The organism is bacterium (genome assembly GCA_016873475.1).
Classification (GTDB): Bacteria; Krumholzibacteriota; Krumholzibacteriia; order JACNKJ01; family JACNKJ01; genus VGXI01.
The window spans coordinates 1-1,639 of sequence record VGXI01000412.1 but is presented as its reverse complement, the minus strand read 5'-3'; the positions used below and the strand labels follow the sequence as shown (position 1 = coordinate 1,639).

The window sequence follows — 1,639 nt, the reverse complement described above, 5'->3', positions numbered from 1 at the left end:
GGCATGGCCGCCAGCGCCCACGGCCGAGGTGACGGCGAGCAGCAAGGTCGAGGTCGCCACGGCCACGCGCGTGGGAATGCGAAAACCCAGCGTCAGGATGGGCACGACGACGATGCCGCCGCCGATGCCGAAGAGCCCCGAGAGCAGTCCGGACAGCGCGCCGGCGCCGATCGCCCCCGGCACCGGCACCGTGTAGCGCTCGCCCTCTCGCTCGCGCTGGAAGCGCCAGCGGCCGCTCGGGCGCGCGGCCTGCGCAGCCGGCGCGGCCGACTTCGTCTCGCGCAGGAGCAGAAAGGCCACCGGCACCAGCACGATCCCGAAGACGATGCGCAGCAGCCGCTCGTCGAGGTGTCCGGACAGCGCGCCGGAGAGGAAGCTGAGCAGCCAGGCGCTGGGGCCGATCGCGAGCACCAGGGCCGGCTCGACGAGTCGCTTGCGCAGGTAGACCGTCGAGGCCGAGATGCCCATCGCCGCGATCATCACGAGCGAGGTGGCCGTGGCGGCCTGGAAGCTGCTGCCGGCGGCCAGCCAGATCGGCACGAAGAAGACGCCGCCGCCGATGCCGACCATCGCGCCGAGCGCGGCGATCGGCAGGCAGAACAGGGCAATGAGCAGGGGGCTCATCGCCCTTTCTCCTTGTCGGCGGGCTCGCGCCAGAGGCCGTGCTGCGCGAGCAGGGCCTGCAGTCGATCCACCGCCTGCGCCTCCGGGATGCCTCGCTCCAGGCACTCGCGGCCGCGGTAGAGGTCGATGCGGCCGGGCGCTGCACCCACATAGCCGAAGTCGGCGTCGGCCATCTCGCCGGGTCCGTTCACCACGCAGCCCATGATCGCGATCTTGATTCCTTCGAGGTGGCCGAAGCGCTCGCGGATGCGGCGGGTGGCGGTCTGCAGGTCGAAGTGCGTGCGCCCGCAGGAGGGGCAGCTGATGAAGTCCGCGCGGCTCATGCGCAGGCGCGTGGTCTGGAGCAACGCGTAGCCCAGCTCGACGCCGCGCAGCGCCTCTTCGCCGCTCGATGCCTCGACGGCCACGCGGCGCGCCAGCCCCTCGAGCAGCGGCACGCCGGCGCCGATCGCCAGCTCGAGCAGGCTGCGCTCGCGGGCCTGAGCTTCGAGGCGCGGCTCGGCCAGACGCGCACTGATGCCCCGCGGCACGACGACGAGCCCGAGCCGGCCTAGCTCGTCGATGCGCACGTGGTCCGGCGGCAGCGGCCGCCAGCGCAGCGCGAGGAGGTCCTGGATCGCCGGCTGCCAGTGCACGGGGACCAGGGTGACGGGGAAGTGCTTCGCGCGGGCTTCGGGATCGAGGCCGCTGAGCGCGTCGTCGCGGCGAAGGGCGCCAGTCGTGGGATCGGCCTCGCGCGCGGCGAATTCGGCGCTGAGGCCGGCCGCAGTCCAGGGCTCGGCGACGCGCCGGCGATCCGAGTAGCGCTCGGCGAGCACCCGGGTGGCGGGCAGCTCATCGAGGGCGTTCTCCGTCAGCGAGACGCGCACCGTGTCGCCGATGCCGAGCTCGAGCAGCGAGCCCATGCCGATGTAGCTCTTCAAGCGGGCGTCCTCGCCCTCGCCCGCCTCCGTGACGCCCAGGTGCACGGGATAGACCTCGCCCTCGCCCGCCTCGGCGCGGCGCAGCATGGCGA

2 protein-coding genes are annotated in these 1,639 nt (G+C 73.3%); both read right to left on the bottom strand.

The window, feature by feature from the left end:
- Window positions 1–624: sulfite exporter TauE/SafE family protein (locus FJ251_16245; protein ID MBM4119250.1), on the bottom strand; the 624-nt coding region annotated here is incomplete at its 3' end.
- Window positions 621–1,639: 4-hydroxy-3-methylbut-2-en-1-yl diphosphate synthase (locus FJ251_16240; protein MBM4119249.1), on the bottom strand; the 1,019-nt coding region annotated here is incomplete at its 5' end. The genes FJ251_16245 and FJ251_16240, both read right to left, overlap by 4 nt.